Genomic DNA, 631 nt, shown 5'->3' with positions numbered 1-631 from the left:
GGCCTGCAGCACGCGCGACAGACACTGCAGCGCGAGGGCGCACCGGTGCATGTGCAGCCCTGCGACCTGGCCGATCCGGCCCAGATCCAAAGCTGGGTGGAAGCGGCCGCCGCGGCGCTGGGCGGCATCGATATCGTCATCAACAACGCCTCCGGGTTTGGCAACGGCAATGACGATGCCAGCTGGCAAGCCGGCTTCGAGGTCGACCTGATGGCCGCGGTGCGGACCAATCGCGCGGCGCTGCCATACCTGCGGGGCAGCACGATGCCGGCGATTCTCAACATCAGCTCGATCAACGCCTCGGTGCCGACCCCGCGTGCGGCCGCCTATTCCACCGCCAAGGCCGCAGTGAACTACTACACCGTGTCGCTGGCCACCGAACTGGCGCGCGAACGCATCCGCGTCAATGCACTCGCACCGGGATCGATCGAGTTCCCCGACGGCCTGTGGGACCGCCGGCGCAGCAGCGAGCCGGCGCTGTACGAACAGATCCGCGCGAAGATTCCGTTCGGCGGTTTCGGCGATGCCGGGGATGTCGCCAGCGCGGCGGTGTTCCTGTGCTCACCGGCCGCCCGCTGGATCACCGGCCAGGTGCTGGCGGTGGACGGCGGCCAGTCGCTGCCGGCGTAAG

The 631-nt window shown here is 69.1% G+C and carries 1 protein-coding gene; it reads left to right on the top strand.

Annotation, left to right across the window (positions count from 1 at the left end):
- A partial coding sequence (locus tag JCM9942_RS17585; protein ID WP_054661067.1) for an SDR family NAD(P)-dependent oxidoreductase occupies nucleotides 1-630 on the top strand: 630 nt, incomplete at its 5' end.
- Between the last annotated feature and the right edge of the window lies 1 nt (nucleotide 631).

The sequence above is a fragment of the Stenotrophomonas pictorum JCM 9942 genome, assembly GCF_001310775.1.
GTDB classification, from domain to species: domain Bacteria; phylum Pseudomonadota; class Gammaproteobacteria; order Xanthomonadales; family Xanthomonadaceae; genus Stenotrophomonas; species Stenotrophomonas pictorum.
The sequence above is the reverse complement of the archived record's forward strand: the minus strand, read 5'-3'. Positions and strand labels throughout refer to the sequence as shown.